Source organism: Kocuria tytonicola (genome assembly GCF_003687175.1).
GTDB lineage: Bacteria > Actinomycetota > Actinomycetes > Actinomycetales > Micrococcaceae > Kocuria > Kocuria tytonicola.
This window is the reverse complement of the sequence record NZ_RDEX01000001.1, coordinates 398,147-418,561: the sequence shown is the minus strand read 5'-3', so window position 1 is coordinate 418,561 and position 20,415 is coordinate 398,147. Positions and strand designations below refer to the sequence as shown.

General features: G+C 69.9%; 16 protein-coding genes. 3 read left to right on the top strand and 13 right to left on the bottom strand.

Translation table 11 applies throughout. The annotated features are described in order from the left end of the window. Positions 1 to 254 precede the first annotated feature (254 nt). The 4 genes from EAE32_RS01850 to EAE32_RS01835 all read right to left on the bottom strand — a co-directional run bounded on the left by EAE32_RS01850 (position 255) and on the right by EAE32_RS01835 (position 5,134). Positions 255 to 1,145: a universal stress protein gene (locus EAE32_RS01850; protein WP_121845135.1), complete on the bottom strand. Its 891-nt coding sequence runs from the start codon at positions 1,143 to 1,145 to the stop codon at positions 255 to 257. A 53-nt stretch (positions 1,146 to 1,198) separates the two neighbouring features. Beyond that, on the bottom strand, positions 1,199 to 2,200 hold the full coding sequence (locus tag EAE32_RS01845; RefSeq protein ID WP_121845136.1) for a universal stress protein: 1,002 nt from the start codon (positions 2,198 to 2,200) through the stop codon (positions 1,199 to 1,201). Between the two features lie 120 nt (positions 2,201 to 2,320). Beyond that, positions 2,321 to 3,760 carry an MATE family efflux transporter gene (locus tag EAE32_RS01840; RefSeq protein ID WP_424321726.1) on the bottom strand — a complete coding sequence of 480 codons (1,440 nt, stop codon included), beginning with the start codon at positions 3,758 to 3,760 and terminating at the stop codon, positions 2,321 to 2,323. A gap of 93 nt (positions 3,761 to 3,853) precedes the next feature. Next, positions 3,854 to 5,134: an MFS transporter gene (locus EAE32_RS01835; RefSeq protein WP_121863999.1), complete on the bottom strand. Its 1,281-nt coding sequence runs from the start codon at positions 5,132 to 5,134 to the stop codon at positions 3,854 to 3,856. 101 nt (positions 5,135 to 5,235) lie between these two features. Here EAE32_RS01835 and EAE32_RS01830 point away from each other — a divergent pair, with 101 nt between their 5' ends. Beyond that, positions 5,236 to 6,480: a hypothetical protein gene (locus EAE32_RS01830; RefSeq protein ID WP_121863998.1), complete on the top strand. Its 1,245-nt coding sequence runs from the start codon at positions 5,236 to 5,238 to the stop codon at positions 6,478 to 6,480. Between the two features lie 208 nt (positions 6,481 to 6,688). On the opposite strand, the gene EAE32_RS01825 is transcribed toward EAE32_RS01830, so the two are convergent. The 4 genes from EAE32_RS01825 to EAE32_RS01810 all read right to left on the bottom strand — a co-directional run bounded on the left by EAE32_RS01825 (position 6,689) and on the right by EAE32_RS01810 (position 11,578). Further along, the gene (locus tag EAE32_RS01825; protein ID WP_207803842.1) at positions 6,689 to 8,011 is read right to left on the bottom strand and encodes a low temperature requirement protein A; all 1,323 of its coding nucleotides are present in this window, start codon (positions 8,009 to 8,011) and stop codon (positions 6,689 to 6,691) included. Positions 8,012 to 8,170: 159 nt separating this feature from the next. Beyond that, a complete protein-coding gene (locus EAE32_RS01820; protein WP_121863996.1) occupies positions 8,171 to 8,638 on the bottom strand; it encodes a LysE family translocator in 468 nt (155 codons plus the stop codon). After that, complete coding sequence (locus EAE32_RS01815) at positions 8,635 to 10,038, bottom strand: hypothetical protein (protein WP_424321734.1); 1,404 nt, start codon at positions 10,036 to 10,038, stop codon at positions 8,635 to 8,637. Before EAE32_RS01815 ends, EAE32_RS01820 begins: the two co-directional genes overlap by 4 nt. A 232-nt stretch (positions 10,039 to 10,270) precedes the next feature. Next, positions 10,271 to 11,578: a glycosyltransferase family 87 protein gene (locus EAE32_RS01810; protein ID WP_121863994.1), complete on the bottom strand. Its 1,308-nt coding sequence runs from the start codon at positions 11,576 to 11,578 to the stop codon at positions 10,271 to 10,273. Positions 11,579 to 12,009: 431 nt separating this feature from the next. Here EAE32_RS01810 and mptB point away from each other — a divergent pair, with 431 nt between their 5' ends. Continuing rightward, on the top strand, positions 12,010 to 13,575 hold the full coding sequence (gene mptB, locus EAE32_RS01805; protein WP_121863993.1) for a polyprenol phosphomannose-dependent alpha 1,6 mannosyltransferase MptB: 1,566 nt from the start codon (positions 12,010 to 12,012) through the stop codon (positions 13,573 to 13,575). A 77-nt stretch (positions 13,576 to 13,652) separates the two neighbouring features. Here the strand turns inward: mptB and EAE32_RS01800 are convergent, their stop codons facing one another. The 5 genes from EAE32_RS01800 to eat are packed head-to-tail and all read right to left on the bottom strand — an operon-like array spanning position 13,653 to position 19,483. Then, positions 13,653 to 14,429, bottom strand: a complete 777-nt coding sequence (locus tag EAE32_RS01800) for a 3-oxoacyl-ACP reductase (protein WP_121863992.1) — start codon at positions 14,427 to 14,429, stop codon at positions 13,653 to 13,655. Between the two features lie 56 nt (positions 14,430 to 14,485). Beyond that, positions 14,486 to 15,844: an aldehyde dehydrogenase family protein gene (locus tag EAE32_RS01795; RefSeq protein WP_121863991.1), complete on the bottom strand. Its 1,359-nt coding sequence runs from the start codon at positions 15,842 to 15,844 to the stop codon at positions 14,486 to 14,488. Then, positions 15,841 to 16,617 (bottom strand): gamma-glutamyl-gamma-aminobutyrate hydrolase family protein, encoded by a 777-nt coding sequence (locus EAE32_RS01790; RefSeq protein WP_121863990.1) that lies wholly within the window; start codon positions 16,615 to 16,617, stop codon positions 15,841 to 15,843. The genes EAE32_RS01795 and EAE32_RS01790 overlap by 4 nt, the downstream gene beginning before the upstream one ends. A gap of 1 nt (position 16,618) precedes the next feature. Next, entirely contained in the window at positions 16,619 to 18,001 is a 1,383-nt protein-coding gene (locus tag EAE32_RS01785; RefSeq protein ID WP_121863989.1) for a glutamine synthetase family protein, read from the bottom strand. A 48-nt stretch (positions 18,002 to 18,049) separates the two neighbouring features. Beyond that, complete coding sequence (eat, locus tag EAE32_RS01780; protein ID WP_121863988.1) at positions 18,050 to 19,483, bottom strand: ethanolamine permease; 1,434 nt, start codon at positions 19,481 to 19,483, stop codon at positions 18,050 to 18,052. A 203-nt stretch (positions 19,484 to 19,686) separates the two neighbouring features. On the opposite strand from eat, the gene EAE32_RS01775 reads away from it, so the two are divergent. Next, entirely contained in the window at positions 19,687 to 20,397 is a 711-nt protein-coding gene (locus EAE32_RS01775) for a FadR/GntR family transcriptional regulator (RefSeq protein WP_243635533.1), read from the top strand. Positions 20,398 to 20,415: the final 18 nt, after the last annotated feature.

Sequence of the window (20,415 nt, the reverse complement as noted above, 5' to 3'; positions counted from 1 at the left end):
GCGCGGCACACACCCCCGCCGCCCTCGGCGCGGCGTCCCCCGGTGCGGGCACGACGCCGCCCGGGTCGCCTCCGCAGCCCCACTCGCCGCCCCTGGGACGCGCTACTGCGCCTCCCGCGCCCCACGGCGACGCATGTATGTCCCCGGGGACGCAGCGCCCTCCCCCGCAGGCCCCGGACATGGCGCGGGCCGGCTCCCCCGGAGAGGGAACCGGCCCGCGGGGCGGCGCCGTGCGGCGTCGTCGAGTGGTGGACTCAGTGCTGGGCGGTGGGGACCACCATCACGGGGGACTCCGTGTCCGCGAGGACGGCCTGGGAGACCGAGCCCATGAGCAGACCGCGGAAGCCGCCGTAGCCGCGCGTGCCCATCACCAGGAGGTCCGCGGTGCGGGAGGCGTCCACCAGGGCGTCCGCGGGACGACCGTCGAGCACGCGAGTGATGATCTCGAGGTCCGGGAAGTCCCCGCGCAGCTCCTGGGCCACGGACTCGGTGAGCTCCTTTGCCGGGGCCTTCAGCTGCTCCTGGACCGCGCGCTCCAGCTCGTAGGAGTTCATGGGCAGGTAGCTGGTGGTGGGAACCACGCTCACCACGGCGAGGCGAAGACCGTGCTCGGTGGCGTAGCGGGCGGCCAGCGGGACGGCCCTGTTCTGGGCGCCGAGCTTGTCCACGCCCACCACCACGCACCCGGCGAAGCTCTCACCCTCGGCGCGGGACTCCCGCTCCTGCGGGTTCCAGCTCTCGGGGAGGATCACCACGGGGGCGCTCGAGTGCGAGGCGACGGCCGCGGAGACCGAGCCCACCCGACCGCGCACCCCGTGGTGGCCGCGCTTGCCCATGACCACCACGGCGGCGTCCTTGGCCTCGTACACGATCACACCGGCGGCGTCCCCGCGCTCGATGATGCCCTGCGCACTGACCCCGGCCGCCTTGGCCTTCTCCACGGCGGTCCTGGCGAGCCGTTCGGACTCCTCCTGGAGGGCCTCCGCGAACGCGCCGTAGAGGGACTGGTCCAGGCCGGTCTGCCGGCCCGTGGAGAGCACGATCTTCAGCGGCAGCTGACGCTGCTGCGCCTCGGCGACCGCCCAGTCCAGCGCTCGCTCGCTGTGGTCGGAGCCGTCGTACGCAACCACGATGTTCTGTGTCATCTTCTGCACCTGCCTGTCGGTAGTTGTGGGTGTTCTCGGGAGGGCGCTGGATCTCAGCGGGCGTTGGGGACCACCATCACGGGACCGGCCGCACCGGCCAGCACCGCCTGGGACACGGACCCCAGCAGCAGCCCCGTGAAGCCGCCGACGCCGCGCGAGCCCACCACCACGAGCTCCGCGGTGCGCGTGGCCTGCACCAGCACCCGCCCGGGGCGGCCCAGGAAGGCGTGGTCGCTCACCTGCACCTCCGGAGCCCGCTGGGCAATGCTGCGCGTGAGCCCGGAGAGCTTCTTGAGGGACTCCTCGAAGTAATAGGTCTGGTTGTACTGGTCCTGGAACCACTCGGGCGTTCCGGACAGGGCACCGTTCACGGACACCAGGCTCAGCCCCAGGCCGTGGGCGGCGGCGTACTCGATGGCCTGTGCCACGGCGGGGTTCTCGTCCCCGGAGGCGTCCACGCCCACCACCACGGTCCCGGAGAAGTCCGTCTCCGAGGCCGGGACGCGGTGCGGCTGCCCGATCCCGTCCTGGTTCCCGGCGAGCTGCACGTCCTGGGCCTCCCGGACAACGGTGCGGGCTTGGTCCTGGTCCGCGCCGTCCTGCTGCTCACCGGGCGGAACCACCACCACGGGAACCGGGCTGTGGGCCGCCACCGCGGCGGAGACCGAACCCAGGCGGCCGCGCAGTGCGCCGCCCCGGCCGCGCTTGCCCATGACCACCAGGCAGCAGTCCTTCGCGGCGCGCAGCACGGACCGGGCGGCGTCCCCCTCGGCGGTGACCGTGTCGATCTCCACCTCCGGGGCCTGCGCGCGGGCGTGCTCCACGGCGGCCATGAGGTTGGACTCGCACTCCTGGGTGACGGCCTCGCGGAAACGCATCTCCAGACCGGGATCACCCACCACGGCCACGGGGTACGCGCCGATCAGCCGCACGGGAACGTGGCGTGCGCGGGCCTCCGTGAGTGCGCGGTCCAGTGCCCGGAGGGCGATCTCGGAACCGTCGATGCCCACCAGCACGGGAGCGTTGGACGAGGTGTTCAGAACGTCTTTGTTCATGCCTTAAGAATAGTCCCGCAGGGCTCTTTCGGCGCGGTTCACCACACGCGCGGGAGGGCCTTCCACCCCGGGCCGCGGGACTCCGGGGCAGGTGCCGGTGCGGGTGGCGCCGGCGGGCCGTCACGCCATGGCGAGCATCCACCGCGACCCGCGGATGCGCCACCCCAGCGTCGCGGCGCGGGCACCCGTGTAGCCACCGGCGTACGCGAGCCACAGCCACACGGCCCCGGCCGCACCGGAGCCGCCCCACTGCCCCACCGCCCACAGCAGCGGGAGGTAGACCGCCAGGTTCACCACCCCGGCCAGGGCGAGGTAGCGCGCGTCCCCCGCGCCGATCAGCACGCCGTCGAGCACGAACACGAACGCCGCGAGCGGCTGGCCCACCGCCACCACCAGCAGGGAGACGCCGAACAGCGCCTGCACGTCCTGGGAGTCCGTGAACAGGAAGCCCAGCCGAGGCCCCAGGACACCCACCAGCAGGCCGGTCACCACGCCGAATCCGAGCCCCCAGCGCAGCAGCCGGCGCATGAGCAGCCGCACGGCCTCCCGGTCCTCGTCCCGCCGCAGGTCCCGCGCGCCCAGCTCCTTGCCGAGCAGCGCCTGCGCGGCGATCGCGAGCGCGTCCAGGGCGAAGGCGAGGAAGTTGAAGATGGTCATGGTCAGCTGGTACGCGGCGAGGTTCTCGGCCCCCTGCGCGGTGGCCACCACCACGGTCAGCAGGATGGCCACGCGCAGGGACAGGGTGCGCAGCATGAGCCAGGAGCCCACGGTGAGGTGCGCGCGGATCCCCGCCCAGGAGGTCCGCGCGGCCACGCCCTCGGCGCGGAGCCGGCGTCCCAGCATCACCAGGTAGGTCAGGGCCATGCCCCACTGGGTGAGGCTCGTGCCGATTGCCGCACCGGCCACCCCGAGGTCCGCGCCGTAGACCAGCGCGAGGTTCAGTCCGGCGTTCACGGCCGCGCCCACGCCCGCCACGACCAGCGGAGTGGTGGTGTCCTGCAGTCCGCGCAGCACCCCCACGGCGGCCAGCACCACGAGCATGGCCACCAGCCCGGGCAGGGACCACAGGGCGTACGACGTCGCGTGGTCCAGCACCTCGCCCTGCGCCCCCATCGCCCGCAGCAGGGGCCGCATCACCACCGCACCCACCGCGGCCAGGACCACGCCCAGACCCGCGGCAGTCCAGAGGCCGTCGCGGCCCACGCGCAGGGCCTCGCCCATCCGCCCCGCCCCCAGGTGGCGGGCCACGGCGGGGGTGGTGCTGTATGCCAGGAACACCATGAGCCCCACCACGGTCTGCACCACCGTGGAGGCAATCCCCACGCCCGCGAGCTGCGCGGTCCCCAGGTGCCCGATGATCGCCGAGTCCGCGAGCAGGAACAGCGGCTCCGCGATCAGCGCCCCGAACGCGGGCACGGCGAGCGCCAGGATCTGACGGTTCAGGCCCGGCCCGGAGGAGGGGGACGACGCCGCTGGGCCACCCGGGGTGCCTGGGTGGCCGTCGGGGACGGGCACGTCAGCGGCGTCGCCGTGTGAGGTGTTCGCAGATGAGGAGGGCACCGCACCAGACTAGGCGGGCGGGGGTCGGTGCTCACGGTTTCCCGGCGTCCCGGGCGCGGGGTGGGCCGGGGCAGCGTCGTCCGGCTCCGCTTCTCACGGCTGCGGGTCCCGCGCGTCGTAGCGCAGGAAGCCGGGGAACGCGCGCACCAGGACGAGCACGAGCACCAGGCAGACGGCCGCGCCGGCGAGGGCGGCCCAGCCGGGACCGAGCAACTGGCCGCCGGCACCCAGGACGGCGTCGCCCAGGCGGGGTCCTCCGGCCACCACCACGATGAAAATGCCCTGCAGGCGGCTGCGCAGCGAGTCCGGGGTGGCGGCCTGCAGGATGGTGGTGCGGAACAGCATGGACACCGAGTCCATGACCCCGGCGGCCACGAGGGTCGCGCAGGAGAGCACCAGTGGCCAGGCGGTGTCCGCTCCCAGGCCCCGGGACGCGAGCAGGACCACCGCGCCGAACACCATGATGCACACGGCCCAGCCCGCCACTGCGGCGGCGCAGGCCCTGCCGTGATGGTTGATGCGTATGAATGTGCCTGAGAACACCCCCGAGATCACCGAGCCCGCCGCGAGGGACGCGGTGAGCAGACCCACCGTGAGCTGGTCCCCGCCCAGGACGGAGGCCCCGAGCACGGGGAACAGCACGCGCGGCATGGCGAAGACCATGGCGGCGATGTCCAGCAGGAACGTCATGCGCAGGTTGGGGCGGGTGGCCAGGAAGCGGAAGCCCTCCACCACCGAGCGGAACCCGGCCCGGGTGGCACCGCCCTCGCCCGGTTCGGGAGGCAGGGGCGGGAGCTTGTACATGGCCCACAGGCTCACCGCGAAGCTCAGGGCGTCCAGCGTGTACGCCCACGCGAAGCCGAGCCCGGCCACCGTGAACGCCCCGAGCAGCGGCCCCACCATGAGGCACGAGCCCATGGTCAGCTGAAACAGGGCGTTGGCCGCGGGCAGCTGACGAGCGGGGACCAGCCGGGGGACGATCGCGCCGCGCACGGGCTGGCCCAGTCCCTGCGCGAACGAGTGCAGGGCCACGATCCCGTAGAGCACCCCCACGCTGCGCACGTCCAGCCACGCGTGCGCGGCGAGCGCCACGGTCATGGCGAACAGCCCCACCGTGGTCCACAGCCCGGCCAGCCGCCGGTCCGAGGCGTCCCCGATGGACCCGCCGTACAGTCCCGCCACGATCAGCGGCACGAGCGCGAACACCCCCACCATTCCCACGGCGAACGTGGAGCGGGTGAGCTCGAAGACCTCCAGACTGATGGCGATCACCGTGAACTGGCTGCCGAGCATGGACAGCGTGGAGCCCATCCAGAGCCGACGGAAGTCGGGGATCTCGCGCACGGGGGAGATGTCCAGGAGGAAGCGGGCCACGGGTTGATCCTAGGATGCGCCCGGGGCCTGGCCTGCTGTGCGTGTCCGCGGCAGCGCTTACCCTGAGACCACCCCCCGTCCCCGGGATCCCAGGAGCAGCCATGCGCACACGCGAACAGCGCTGGGCCGCGCGCTCTGCCCGCGGCTGGCCGCGGCTGCGCGTGCACGCGGTGCTCAACGGCCTCGGGGCGCTGCTCGCCGGGGCGGGTCTGCTGTGGTTCACGCGCGGCCCCCTGCACTTCCAGAACTTCCCCGCGGGGGACGTCGCCTGGTTCTGGCGGGCGGTCACCCTCGCCCTGGCGGTCCTGGTGCCGTACGTGCTGCTCTCCATGGGCCTCCACCTGCTCCTCGCGGGTGCCACCGCCACCCAGCGGGCCGCCCTGGCCGCGGGCCGCTCCCGCACGGTGGTGCTCAACCCCGATGACCCGGACGAGCCGCCCGTCACCGTCCAGAAGCTCACGGAGCACACTCCGCCGGGCGTGAAGATACGCGCCCACGCCCTGCACGGCCGGCGCCACGACAGCCGCTACACCCGGGACCTGCTGGGCCTGCTGCCCGTCCAGTCCCCCGCCGCGCTCGTGCCCCTGGGGGCGGGCATCCTGGCGCTGGTCGTGGCCACCGTGTACTACGCCACGGGATATGCCGAACCGGCCATGGTTCTGCTGCTGGGCACCCTCTACCTGGGGTGGAAGCTCTTCCGCGGCTGGCGCAGCCACCGCATCTTCGCGGACACCCGCTGGGAGACCCCCGCGGAGGTCGTGGTGGACACCGGGCCCGTCCCGCGCGTCACCCCCCTGCGGGACGAGGACACGGAGACCGGGCCCACCGCCCGGGTCACCCGCTCCCCGGACGACGCCGCCGCGCCGGTCCCGCGCGAACGGGCGCGGGCGACGTCGTCCCACCGCGCGGACGTGGAGTACGAGGACGAGCCGTACGAGATCACGGACGAGCTGCCCGTGATCGAGCAGATCCGCGACCGCTACGCCGCGCCCAGGAAGCAGAGCGCCTCCCAGCGGCGGCTGGCCGAACGCGCCGAGCGGGAGGCGATCCGCCGCCGCCTCCCGCGGGTCGTCTCCGCCGAGCGCACACAGGACCCGCCCACCGCTCCCATCACCCGCGTGACTCCGCAGGGACGCGGGGCGGCGTTCGCGGAGGACCCGCAGACGGAGGCCGCCGAGCAGCAGGAGCAGCGCCTCCAGCAGAAGCGCTACGAAGACCACATGCAGCGCCACCGCGAGAAGCGCGAGGACCGGTTGCGCAGCGCAGAGGCCCGGGAGCCGGAAGAGGCCCCCTCGCTGCTGGGGTACGCCGTGAACCGGCTGAAGCGCCGGGGCGACGGTTCCTGACGGGCCCTCCGCCGCGCCCGTTCCCTCTCGCGGGCACGAGGGCGGGATTCGTTCCACGGTGCCGGGACGTTCCCGTGCCGTCTCGCGCAGCACGGCGACGCCGCTCGCGCCCCTCGGTGCCGCGCGGCGTCATCACGTCGGTGGCAGACTGCCGGGAGGGCGCGCGTCCGGAACCTGCTCTCCGCCGCGCGCCCCAGTGGGCGTGCGCTCAGGAGGCGGGAACGGCGTCGTCGCCCTCGCACCCCGGAAGCTCCGCGAGCACCCGGGCCTCGTGATCGGCACCCGCGCTCAGCTCGAAGGCCGCCACCGTGATCCACGGGACGAGCGTGCACAGCGCGAGCACCACGGTCAGGGGCACGTTCAGCACCGCGAGGACCACCGCCACCGCGAGCACCACCAGGCTGCTCGTGAGGATCGCGGTGTGCAGCCCGGCCCAGAAGCGCGTGGTGAGGTAGTGCGCGGTGAACAGTCCGACGGTGAAGACCCCCACCGGGATGGCGAGCGCGCACGCCGCCACCACGTGGTCGACGTGCAGGTCCTCACTGTGCTCGAAGGACAGTGCCATGAGGTGCAGACCCCCGCCCACGGCGGCGAGCGCGGGCCAGATCAGGAAGTGGCTGTAGCCGAAACCGAACGAGCGGCGCCGGTGGTGGTGCAGCACCTCCGCGAACCGGGGGATGAAGTAGGCCCACCAGAACCCGAAGGCGATCGCCGTCCCGCACACCGCCACAAGGATCGTGTCGCCCCAGTCGATGTGCTGCTCGTCGGAGCCGAGGATGTTCTGCAGGGTGATGACGGTGCCGGTCACCACCTCGCCGATGGTGATGATGGTGAGCAGACCGTGACGCTCCGTGATGTGACCTGCGTGCCACGGTGTGCCGGTGCCCGAGCCCCGTTCGGCGAGGAACGGCCCGGTCAGCTCCACGAGGGCGATCAGGGCGGTGACCCCGAGGAGCACCGGCAGCGGCAGCCCGGTCGTCTGCAGGAAGATCGTGGCGACCCACAGGGCCTGGGCGATGACCAGCGTGCTCAGGTAGAAGCGGATGGCCGGCCGGTGCTCGCCGTCGGTGCGGTGGGCACGCCCCCACTGCACCAGCATGGCCACGCGCATGATCACGTACCCGGTGACGCTCACCGTGTTGTCCAGCTCGCCGTGCGCCGCGGCGTGGAAGATGTCCGGGATGCCCAGCGTCAGCACCACCACGCCGATCATCTGCAGCAGCGTGAGCAGCCGGTACAGCCAGTCGTCCGTGTCGTAGGCGCTCGCGAACCACGAGTAGTTGATCCAGGCCCAGATGATCCCGAAGCTCGTGAGGCAGAAGGCCGCGATCCCCGAGCCCACGTGACCCTCCGCCAGCGCCTCGGCGAGCTGCGAGGCGCTCTGTGCGACCGCCACCACGAAGGTCAGGTCGAACAGCAGCTCCAGCGTGCTCGCGGCCCGCTCGCGCTCGCGGGGATCCCGCCCGGTCATGGACCGCAATCGGGAACGCAGATCGTTCGGGTCGACATCCCCACGGGGTGAAGTACTCATGCCGCACATTTTCACCCATGAGGGCGTGAGGACCTACCAGGGCGGAAACCGTTCCGGGCCGGGCGCGGCCGCCGCGCCCCGGACGCCCCGGGGGGGGAAGGGCTGTCCGCTCCTCCCCGAGGCGGTCCCGGGACACGGAAGACGGAGGGGGACGAGCGTCTACACCAGGCGCGGCAGCGGACGCCCGAGGGCCACGGCCCCGGAGGGGATCGCGTCCACCATGAGCTTCGCGCCGAAGCCGATCAGCACCGTCCCGGTGATCCGGTCGATGATCCGCAGGGCCCGCGGGTCCGCGAGCCAGCGCCGGGCGTAGCCGCCGCCCAGGATGATGAGCGCGAACCACGCCATGGTGAGCGCGCCGTGCACCCCTGCGAGCAGCGCGCCCATGAGCAACGGGGAGACCCCCTCGGGGAGGAACTGCGGGATCGTGGCGATGTAGAACACCCCCACCTTGGGGTTGAGCAGGTTGGTGCCGGCACCGGTGGCCACGCCCCCGGCGGTCGCCCACGCGTAAGGGCGCGTGCGGGTCAGGGAGGAGCGCAGCACGAGGGCGGTGTCCAGACCGGGGACGAGGGTCAGCAGCCCGGCCACCACGGCGAAGGCCAGGACGGCGTCGAGTACGGTCATGCCTCCAGGGTAGGGCCCGGGGCACGACGCTGCCCGCTCGTGTGGGCGTCCACCGGGGCCCGGCTGCCGAGCTGCCAGATCCGCCGGGCCGTCCACAGCAGCAGGGCCACGAGCAGCACGTTGCGCACGGTGAGCACCGCGGCCATGACCGGGTTCGCGTGGATCAGCGGCGTGTAGAACAGCGGGTAGATCACGAACGTGGTGGCCGCGATCCCCAGCACCAGCAGCGCGGGGGTGCGCCAGCGCACGCGGTCGTGCAGCAGCCCCACCATGATCACCGGCGCGAGCCACACCATGAACTGGGGCGAGCCCACCTTGTTGAACACGATCAGCACGGTGGTCAGCAGCAGGGTGCCCGCGTAGACCAGCCGTCCGCGGTCCGCGCCGCGCCGCAGGGCGCGGAGGAGCAGGGCCGCGGCACCGGCCACGGCGAGCAGCAGCAGGGGCTGCATGAGGGAGGCCATCACGTCCACGCCGGGCCCGTAGACCTCGGTGGAGTTGATCGCGGTGTTGTCCGCGATCTTGGAGCCACCGATGCCCAGCACCGCCGCCCACACCCACGGCGTGGAGAACGTGGCCTCGAGCTGCATCCCGCGGGAGCCCTGGTTGAGGGCGAAGTCCGCAATGTGCTCGATCCCGCCGAGGGCCAGCACACCGGCGACCACCAGAGCGGTCACCACCACTCCGGTGAGCACAATCCGCACGCGCTGGCGCAGCGCGATCACCATTGCCAGGACGGTTGCGGCCGGCCACACCTTGATCCAGGTGGCCACGCTCAGCAGCGCCGCACCCACCACGGGCTGGCGCACTGCGTAGAGCAGGCCGAGGAACACGATGGGCGCGGCCACGCCCTCCACGCGCGCAAAGCTCAGGTAGCCCAGGAACACGGTGAACACCACCCACCACCACCCGGCCACCGCGGCCGAGCGCTGCCGGCTCAGCACCGCCGAGCTCCCGCGCGGAGCCTGCGGGGACGACGCCGCCGCGCGGCCCTGTCCCGCGGCTCCCGGCGCCTGCACGCCGTCGCCCGAGCCGGGCTGCTCGTGCCGCGCGACGGACGGGGCGTCTGCCGCCGCTGGGCGCCCGTTGCGCGCCCCGGCGCCGTCGGCCGCCGAAAGGTCCCCGACCGGCCCGGGCAGCTCCCCCACCGCCGGGCGGTGCGCCCGGTGCAGCAGGAACCACATGGCCGCCGCGTTGAGCACGGTGATCATCAGGGTCCAGGCGAGCAGGTAGAGGTCGTGCCCGGCGATCCGCGGGAGCATGATCGGGAGCTGTGCGAGCACGGGGTACACCCAGGGGCTCACGGCATCCGTCACGGGCGCGTTGTACCCGGCCATGGCCCACTCGCGGTACTGCTCGGTGTCGCTGAACGCCCAGCCGTGCAGGAAGAAGGAGGCCATCCACCCCAGGAAGTAGAGGTGCACCACGGCGAAGCCGCACCACACGGCGGTGGGGCGCAGCAACCGCTCGCGCAGGCCACGGTGCACCGCGCCGGGAGTCCCCGGCACCGGGGCCCCGGACGCAGAGGTCCCAGCAGCCCCGGTCCCAGCAGCCCCGGACCCGTGGGCCCCGAACCCGGACGCCGAAGCTCCGGGTGCGGACGCCGGGGAGGCAGCGGCAGCGGCGTCGTCGTCAGGCCCGGGGCGCTGCAACCGCGGCCTCCTTCGGGGCGGAGCCCAGGCGGTGGAGCCCGCGGGCGGACCACCACATGAGGACCACGAGCAGGGCGTTGCGCACCGTGAGCACGAGCGCCATGGCCGGGTTGTTGTGGCTGAGCGCGGTGTAGAAGAGCGGGTAGATGAAGAACGTGGCGATCCCGATCAGCACGGCGAGCAGCGCGGGCGTGCGCCAGGCGCGGCGGTCGTGCACGAGCCCCACGGCGATCACGGGGCCGAGCCACACCATGAACTGGGGCGAGCCCACCTTGTTGAACACGATGAACGCGGTGACCATGGTGAGCGACCCGGCGAGGAACAGTGCGGTGCGGTCCAGACCGCCGGCGCGCAGGCCGTGGCGCAGACCCCGCACGATGAGCACCACCACCACCACGGCGGCCACGGCGAACAGCGGCTGCATCAGCTTGGACATCACGTCCGAGCCGGGGCCGTCCACCTGCATGGAGTTGATGTCCGTGTTCATGTACATGTGCGAGTCGCCGATGTGCAGCACGGACAGCCACAGCCACGGCGTGGTGAACGTGGCCTCGAGCTGCATCCCGCGGTCTCCCTGCTGGGTCGCGAAGTCCGCGATCTTGTGCAGCGAGCCGGTGGACGCCGCCACGAGCACCGCGATCAGCGTGGCCAGGACGCCCGCGAGCAGGACGGCCCCGCGGCGTCGTGCGGCGCTCAGCAGGGCGAGGACCACGGCGGCGGGCCACACCTTGGTCCAGGTGGCGATGCTCAGCAGCAGGGATGCGACGAACGGGTGCGCCACCCCGTAGACCATGGCGATCAGCACCACCGGTGCCGTGACGCCGTCCATGCGGGCGAAGCCCAGCCATCCCATCAGGAGGATGAAGCCGAGCCACCACCAGCCGGCGGACAGCGCGGCGCGGTTGCGACCCCAGTCGGTGAGCTTGCCCATGGCCAGGGCGTTGAGCACGCAGATGATGAGGACCCAGAGGACGAAGAACGGGCCGGGACCGAACAGGCCCGCGATCGCCATGGGTACCTGCGCGAGCACGGGGTACACCCACGGACTCGGACCGGAGGAGAGGTTGGCCTCGTCGAAGCCCGCCTCCGCCCACGCGCGGTAGATGTTGGTGTCACTGAACGCGTTGCCCTGCAGGGACACGATCAGCGCGAAGACCAGGAACCCCAGGTGCACCACCAGGAATCCCGTGAGCAGCCCGCGCGGGGTCATCAGGCGCTCCTGCCAGCGCCGGGGGATCACGGCATCGCGCGCCCGGGTGAGGGTGGCGAAGTAACGGTCGGTGGGCACGGGGCGGTCCTTGTCCGAATGCGCGGGATTCTGGTCTGGCTCGGGTGCTCCGTGGCGGGGAGCACCGGCGCGTGGCTTGCAGTGGCACGGAAGACCGCTCGGCGGCCCGGGAACGTCGGCGTGACGCGCACCCCGGGTCCGCGGGCGCCGTTCCACTCGTCCGATTCTATGGGGCGGGGCCGGAGCAGGGGCCCAAGCACCGCACGAGCCCCGCGCCACCCGGGGCGTCGGCCCGCCCCCGGGTGGCAGACCACCCCGGTGCTGGACGACGCCGCCGGGGAGCCGGCCCTGCCGCGCGGAACCGCCACGCCGCGGCGTCGCGGTCCCCTGCAGGCCCGGCGGTGCGGGAGGGGCGGTCCTGTAAAGTCGGGGGGCGGAGCCGCGAACACCTCGGCTCGCCCACCACTGGTTGGCTGAGGGGGCTGGAGACCATGACCGCACCGGGTCCTGCCGTCCCCACCGCGGAGCTGCACACCGGGTCCACCGCCACCGTGGAGCTGAGGGCGCGTGTGGCCGTGGTCCAGGGCGTCATCGGCTCGCTGATGATGTTCCTGGGGTCCCTGGGAACCGGGTGGATCGCCAACGGCTCCCCCATGGTGCGCCACCCCCTCGTCATCGAGCTGCGGGTCAACGCGTGGGGCGTGTACACGTGCACCGTGCTGCTGACCCTGGGAGCCATGCTGCTCATCCGCTCGTGGCTCAGGCTCGGGCAGCGGCTACGCGGCTGGCCACCGGGATCGCTCAAGACGGTGACGATGGCCGTGATCGCATGGTCCGTGCCGATGCTCTTCTGCGTGCCCATCTACTCGCGGGACGTCTACGCGTACATCGGCCAGGGCCGGCTCATGCTGGCAGGCAAGGACCCGTACGTGGAGGGCATCTCCTCCCTGGACAACTGGTTCATGCTGGGCGCGGACCCCGAGTGGGCGCAGGCCCGCACACCCTACGGGCCGTACTTCCTGTGGATCGCGGCCGCCGTGGTCCGCCTGACGGATGCGCAGCCGGACCTGTCCGTGATGCTGTTCCGCGCGGCGGCGTACGTGGGCGTGGTGCTGTGCCTGGTCTACGTGCCCAAGCTCGCCGGACTGCACAACCTCAACGGGGCACGGGCCCTGTGGATCTCCGTGGCCAACCCCCTGTTCCTCATCAGCTTCGTGGCCAGCGCACACAACGACGCCCTCATGGTGGGGCTGGCCGTGGCGGGCGTGTACTTCGCGGCCACGAAACATCCACTGCTGGGAATACTCCTGGTCACGGGGTCCATCGGGATCAAACCCATCACCATCCTGCTGCTGCCGTTCATCGGCCTGCTGTGGGCGGGCAGGAACGCCTCCTGGCTGCGGCGCTTCGTGATCTGGGCGGCCACCGCCTCACTCAGCTTCGGCATCCTCGCCCTGAGCGGCATGGTGGACGGGCTGGGGCTCGGCTGGGCGTGGGCGCTGCTGGACCCCACCCCCGGTTACACCGGCTACTCGCCCTCCGGGTTCCTGGGTCAGCAGGTGGAGCGCATCGGCAACCACTTCGACCTGCACGGCGACCAGATGGCCGCCACCTTCAGGCGCGCGCTGCAGGGCGGGGCCATCCTGCTGGTCCTCGTGCTCATGTTCGTGGGAGGGGACCGGAAGATCGTGCGCCGCATGGCCGTGGCGTTCGCCGCCGTGGTGCTGCTCTCCCCCATCATCCAGCCCTGGTACATCCTGTGGTTCCTGCCGCTACTGGCCGCCACCGGCATCAAGGACAACTGGCAGATCCGCAGCATCTACATCGTGATCACGTTCTTCGTGGTCTTCGGCGCCCAGGACCAGCTGTCCGTGTGGCCGTTCATCAACCTCAGCGTGAGCGTGTCCCAGGTGGCCTTCGTGATCGCCGTGGCGTTCACGCTCTACCTCGCGCTCATCGACCCCCGTACCCGCACCCTGCTCACGCACGGCGGGTGGCGGGGCTGGTTCGGTCACGGGCCCGCGTGGCCGTCCACCGAGCTGCGCCCCTCGCGGTGACGCTGCAACTCCGACCGCTCAGCGAGCATGTACCGCCCGGGTTCCCGGGCGGTACATGCTCCCTCTCGGCACCCCTGTCAGAGCGGGGTGACGTACGCCCCCGAGATGCCGCCGTCCACCAGAAACGTGGAGGCCGTCATAAAGGAAGAGTCGTCACTTGCCAGGAATGCGACCGCCGCCGCCAGCTCCTCAGCCTCAGCGAATCGCCCCAGGGGAACGTGCACCAGGCGGCGGGCCGCCTTCTCCGGGTCCTTGGCGAACAGCTCCTTCAGGAGAGGGGTATTGACCGGACCGGGGCACAGTGCGTTTACCCGAATTCCTTGACGGGCGAACTCAACCCCCAGTTCACGGCTCATCGCCAGCACGCCCCCCTTCGACGCACTGTAGGAGATCTGTGAAGTGGCCGCGCCCATCACCGCCACGAACGATGCCGTATTGATGATCGAGCCCTTACCCTGTTCTTTCATGTAGGGAATCGCATACTTGCAGCAGTAGTACACGGAGGTGAGGTTCACCTCTTGAACCCTCCGCCAGGCGTCGATCTCGGTGTCGAGGATGGAGGCGTCATCCGCCGGAGAGATCCCCGCGTTGTTGAAAGCGATGTCGACGGAGCCGAACTCCTCGTGAGTCCGCGCATACAGGGCCTCCACCTCTTCCTTGTTCGTCACATCGACCCGGACGAACAGGCCGTCGACCTCGGCCGCAGCCTTTTCACCGGTGGCCGGATCGATGTCCGCGATCACCACGCGGGCCCCCTCGGCGGAGAGCCTGCGGGCCGTGGCGAGACCGATGCCGCTGGCACCTCCCGTGATGACGGCGCTTCGGTCGACCAGACGACGGGCATTGACATCCATGAAATCTCCTTGTTTCGACTTGTGAACTGGTACGGCGAAGGGGGTTCCCGCTCCGTTTATTGGTGAGAAATGAAGACGTTCTTCGTCTCCGTGAAAGCATCGGGCGCGTCGGGCCCGAGCTCCCGCCCGAACCCGGACTGCTTGAAGCCGCCGAAGGGGGTCCAGTAGCGCACCGAGGCATGGGTGTTGACGGACAGGTTCCCCGCGTCCACCCCGCGGGACACCCGCAGGGCCCGACCGACGTCGCGGGTCCAGATCGACCCCGACAGGCCGTACTCGGTGTCATTGGCCACCCTGACCGCGTCCACCTCGTCCTCGAACGGCACCACCGAGATGATCGGCCCGAAGATCTCCTCCTGGAACACCCGCGAGGTCGTCGACGGCAGCAGCACTGTGGGAGGGAACCAGAACCCGGCACCGGACGGGGCAGACCCCTGGAAGGCGACCGGGGCGTCGGAGTCCAGGAAGGATGCCACGGAATCCCTGTGGTGCGCCGAGACCAGCGGCCCCATCTCAGTGCCCTCATCCCAGGGGTCCCCGCACGTGAAGTCCTTGACGGCCGGTTCGAGCAGTTCCAGGAACCGGTCCAGTACCGAGCGCTGCACCAGGACCCTCGAGCGGGAACAGCAGTCCTGCCCTGCGTTGTCGAAGGCACCACCCGGCGTGGCGGCCGCGGCCGCTTCCAGATCCGCGTCCGCAAAGACGATGTTGGAGTTCTTGCCCCCGAGTTCCAGGGTCACGCGCTTCACCTGCTCGGAGCAGCCCGCCATGATCTTCTTCCCCACACCGGTGGAGCCGGTGAACACCACCTTCCGGACCGCCGGATGGGTGACGAACAGCTCCCCCACCACGGAACCCTTGCCGGGGAGCACGGTGAAAACGCCCTCGGGGACACCCGCTTCGAGTGCCAGTTCTCCCAATCGGATGGCCGTCAGAGGTGTGATCTCGGCCGGCTTGAGAACCACGGTGTTCCCGGCGGCGAGCGCCGGCGCGAACCCCCACCCGGCGATCGGCATCGGGAAGTTCCACGGCACGATGATCCCGACGACCCCCAGCGGTTCGTGGAAGGTGATGTTGACGCCCCCCGGCGCGGGGATCTGACGCCCAGAGAGGCGTTCCGGTGACCCCGCGTAGTAGGTAAGCACGTCCCGCACATTGCCAGCTTCCCACCGCGCATTGCCAATGGTGTGCCCGGCGTTGCGCACCTCCAGCGCCGCGAGGTTCTCGATGTCCGCGTCCACGGCATCCGCGAAACGGCGCAACAGACGAGCACGGTCCGCAGGATGCACAGCCCGCCAGGTGGCGAAGGCCCGTTGCGCGCGCTCGATGGCGGCGTCCGTCTCCTCCAGCGAGGCCATCTCGACGGACTCCACGACCTCTTCCGTGGCGGGGTTGATGATGTTCGTTGCGCTCATGAGATCGGAGCGTCCTTTCGGTCTGGGGAAATCCGGTTGCTGGTCTGGCGCTGGTGTGCGTACTCGCGGGCCGAGGCGAGGAACCCGTCAAAGAGCCGTACGTCCTGACGGTTCTCCTCGGGATGGAACTGCACGCCCAGGGTCCAGCCACCGGTTGCGGTCTCCACGGCTTCCACTGTTCCGTCCTCCGCGCGGGCTGTGACGACGAGGCTGTCGGCCACCCGGTCCAGCGCCTGGTGGTGGTAACAGGGTGAGTCGGCCGACTCCCCCAGAAGTTCCGCACACCGGCTGCCGGGAACCGTGGCGAAGTGCACGCGTCCGTACACACCGGGTTCGGGCTGGTACTGGGTGGCACGAGGATTGACGTCCGGCAGGTGCTGTTCGAGCGTGCCCCCCAGGGCGACGTTCAGGACCTGTGCGCCGCGGCAGATCGCGAACAGCGGCAACTCCATCTCGAGAGCCCTTCGGGTCAGGGCGATGTCGTGCTCGTCCCGAGAAGGTTGCGACTTCGTTGTCGGGTGAAGCTCCGCACCGTAGAACGAGGGGTCCACGTCAACGCCGCCGATCACCACCAGGCCGTCGACGAGATCCAGGACGTCAGGGTCCGTGCCCAGGGGCGGAAGCAGCAGTGGCACACCCCCGGCGCGGACGATCCCCTCCACGTAGGCCCCGGGGACGATCGCCGCCGTGGCATTCCACACCCCCCAGGAGCCCTCCTGGTAGTACGTGGTCACGGCGATCCGCGGGCGCCTGGCACCCTCCTGCTCCGCCACCTCAGAGCCTCTCGAAGCCACGGCGCAGCTCCCAGTCGGTGATCGCCGCCTCGAAGGCGGCCAGCTCCACGTCCGCGTAGTGGACGTAGTGCTCCACAACCTCCTCGCCGAACAGCTCCCGGGCAAGCTCCGAACCGGCCAGCAGGTCCCGGGCCTCTCGCATGGTGGAGGGCACCACGGGCGCGTCCGACTCGTACGCGTTGCCCTCCATCATGGGCTCCAGCTCGAGCTCGTGCTCGATGCCGTAGAGACCCGAGGCCAGCATGGCCGACAGAGCCAGGTACGGGTTGACGTCGCCCCCGGGCAGGCGGTTCTCCATGCGAGCCGACTGGCCGCTGCCCACCAGACGCACCGAGCAGGAGCGGTTGTCCATGCCCCAGGCAACCGCGGTGGGAGCGAAGCTGCCCTTGACGAAGCGCTTATAGGAGTTGATGTTCGGTGCGTAAAAGATAGTCAGCTCCCGCATGCCCTTGAGAACACCGGCGATGAAGTGGTCGTAGACCGCGGTCCGTTCATCCTTCTCCTTGTCCCAGAACACCAGTTCACCGTCGAGTCCCCGCAGTGACATGTGGATGTGGCACGAGCTGCCTTCGCGTTCATTCGGCTTGGCCATGAACGTCACCGATTTGCCCTGCTCGTGCGCTATCTGCTTGGAGGACAGCTTGTACACCACATGGTTGTCCGCCGTGACCATTCCGTCGTCGTACCTGAACGCGATCTCGTGCTGGCCGAAGTTGCACTCGCCCTTGGCGTTCTCCACGGTCAGCCCGGCCGTGTACATGGCGTTCCGCACCTCGCGCAGCAGCGGTTCGACGCGCTGCGATCCGAGCAGGTTGTAGTCCACGTTGTACTTGTTTGCCGGTTCCAGGTTCCGGTAGTCGGAGTCCCAGGCATCCTCGTAGCTGGTGTTGTAGATGCAGAACTCCAGCTCGGTACCGGTCAGCATTGTGAATCCCATGTCCTTGGCACGGTCGAGCTGACGGCGGAGCATGGCCCGGGGCGACATGGGGATCGGCTGCCCGTCGTGTCCCACGAGATCGCACTGGATCATCACCTGACCCGGGTTGTGGGGCATCAGACGGATGGTGTCCAGGTCCATGTCGAAGCTCATGTCTCCGTACCCCGCCTCCCAGCTGCTGATGGCGTACCCGGCCGGGGTGTTCATTTCTGTGTCCACCGCCAGGAGGTAGTTGCAGCCCTCCGCGCCCTCATCGAGGATCGCGTCCAGGAAGAACTGGGCGTGATTGAGCTTTCCCTGCAACCGGCCCTGCATGTCCGTGAAGGCCAGCACCACGGTGTCGATTTCCTTGTCCAGGATCTTCTCCCGCAGTTGGCCCACGGTGAGCATTCGATCGTTTCGGGGGTGCTTTGCTGCTGCGCTCATGTCATTCATTCCTCAGTGGATGTCAGTGATGCGTCGGTCGGTGCGAATTCATTGGAGAGACGTTTCGGCGCTCTGGACGAGGGCGAACTCCTCCTCCGGGGCGTTCGCCACCAGGTGGTGGCGGCTGTAGAACCAGAAGTAGGCCACGAACACCACAAACACGCCTGCTGTGATGGACGCAGCGGTGACGTCCACCAGGAACGTGGCGACCACCGCGACAAGAGCGAGAACCATGGCAACGCCCGTCGTCACCACCCCACCGGGCGTCCGGTAGCCGCGCGGGAGATCGGGCTCGCGGAGCCGCAGGACGATGTGGGAGAGGTTCAGCAGAACATAGGAGACCGTGGCACCGAAAACAGCGATGTTGATGAGGAGGCCGCCGTTCTTGGTGGCGGCCGCCAGGATGAAGCCAATCGTGCCCGGCACCAGCAGGGCGACCCAGGGGGTCCGCCGCTTCCCGGTCAGCGAGAGGAACCGCGGTAGGTAGCCCGCGCGTGACAGGGCGAACAGCTGCCGGGAGTAGGCGTACATAATGGAGAAGAAGCTCGCAACCAGGCCGGCCAATCCTGCGTAGTTGACCACGCTCGCCATGATGCTGCCCGGCCCGGCGACGGCGCGGATGGCTTCCGGCAGAGGGTTGTCAGAGGTGCTCATGGCCTGAGCGCCACCGGCCCCCGGCACCAGGACCAGCATGGCTGCCCCGCTCACTAGGAGGAAGAGCATAGCCACGATGATGCCCCTGGGCATGTCCCGCTTGGGGTCGGTCGTCTCCTCCGCCGCCAGCGGGACGCCCTCCACCGCAAGGAAGAACCAGATCCCGTACACCAGCGACGCCAGGACCCCCGTGTACCCCATGGGCAGAAAAGCGCTCGACCCCGCTGAACCGTTCGGGATGATGTCGAAGAGGTTGGACACTTCGAAGTGCGGGACAAGGGCAGCGACCGCGACGACGAGGGCGAGCACGGCGACTACCGTGATCCCGAACATCAGCTTGAGCGCCTCACCCACGCCACGCATGTGGATGCCCATGAAGACCAGGTACGTCACCAGGTAGACGGGCCACGAATTGGTCAGTCCGAACAGTCCGAGCGCTTCGATGTACCCGCCGATGAACGTGGCGATGGCAGCGGGTGCCACCGCGTATTCGATGAGCACCGCGGTGCCCGTCGCAAAACCACCGAGAGGCCCCAACGCCCGGCGGGCGAACCCGTAGCCTGCGCCGGCTGTGGGCAGCGTGGAGGACATCTCCGCGAGGCCGAAGACCATGCACGTGTACATCAGTCCCATCAGCACGAACGCGATTAGCAGCCCGCCCCAACCGCCCTGGCCCAGACCGATGTTCCATCCGGCGAAGTCACCGGAGATCACGTAGGAGACTCCGAGTCCGGCGAGCAGCACCCATCCGGCTGCCCCGGCCTTCAACGTCCGGTGCTCCAAGTAACTGGAGTCCGCGACATACCCTGTGGTCTGCTCTTGCGGCATAGGATTCCACCTCTGGATTTCGGAGCTCGCAAACTCGTAAGTAAAGGACTATTTTCAGTCCATACGATTCCTTGAAGTGTTGCAGGACACACAGGGAGCGTCAAGGGGCAGAACCAGTTCTCCACCTGGGCGTGTGATTATCCAGAGATCAGCAGGCGCTCGTAGGGTGGGACTGTTTGCCACAGTCGAGGAGAAGGAGTCCGGTGGTGGAGTTCGGGCACCCCTACGCGATTCTGCGCCCCGTTCGGTCGGGCAACACTTTTGAGGAGACCATCGAGCACCTTCTCCAGGCCATCAAGCTCGGTCTCTTCCCCCGAGGAGAGAAGCTCCCCCCGGAGCGAGATCTGGCGCTGCACTTGGGGGTTTCCCGAGCCACCCTGCGCGATGCGCTCGCGGAACTGCAGAGAGCCGGGTATCTCGAGATACGCCGCGGTCGATACGGGGGCACCTACATCCTGGGTAGTCCCCGCCTCGCCGAGGACGGAGAAACCCCCCTGGATCCGGAGGCATGCCAGGACGTACTGGTGTTCCGCTCCGTGGTTGAACCTGCAGCCGCAGCGCTGGCGGCCACGGCCGACCTGTCAGCCCCCGCCCGACAGCACCTGCAGTCATGTCTCACAGATGTGCAGCAAGCCGACGAAAGCACCTACCGCACTCGGGACGCCAGGTTTCATATCGCTGTAGCCGAACTTGCCGGGAGCCCGTCTCTGGTGGCAGCCGTCGCCGATGTGCGAGCACGAGCAAGCGCTTTGCTGGACCAGATCCCGTTGCTCTCCACCAATCTGGAGCACTCCAACGCTCAGCACGGCGCCCTCGCCGAGGCGATACTTCACGGGGACCCAGTCCGGGCCGAGTCCCTCATGAGAAACCATCTCGAAGGGACCGCGTCCCTGCTACGAGGCTTCCTGCCCTGACTGCGCACGTTGACACCG